General features: G+C 42.4%; 1 protein-coding gene. It reads left to right on the top strand.

What is annotated here, in order from left to right; genetic code table 11:
• Positions 1-73: 73 nt before the first annotated feature.
• On the top strand, positions 74-316 hold a 243-nt coding region (locus tag WFZ85_RS16135; protein WP_342697273.1), incomplete at its 3' end, for an RCC1 domain-containing protein.

Raw genomic sequence — 316 nt, 5'->3', positions numbered from 1 at the left:
ATTACCCATTAACAATAACAACACAACAACCCGCACACAGTGTGTGGGTTGTTTTTTAAATACCGTATTCCTTATGAAAACACTACTTAAACTACTACTGAGTTTTATAGCACTACACAACACGGCATCTGGGCAGTGTTTTACTAAAATTAGTTCGGCATTCCGACACAACTATGCACAAAAAGCAGACGGTTCCCTCTGGAACTGGGGCTGGAATGGCTCTTTTCAATTGGGCAATGGCGACCAGCAAACCGTTTTTATACCTACCCCAGTGATGATTACTGGAAGTGTGACGGCTTTTGAAGTTGGACGTTCT

This window comes from Flavobacterium aureirubrum (assembly GCF_038739835.1).
Taxonomy (GTDB): Bacteria; Bacteroidota; Bacteroidia; order Flavobacteriales; family Flavobacteriaceae; genus Flavobacterium; species Flavobacterium aureirubrum.
Note: the sequence above shows the minus strand (reverse complement) of the source record. Positions and strands in the feature narration are given on the sequence as shown.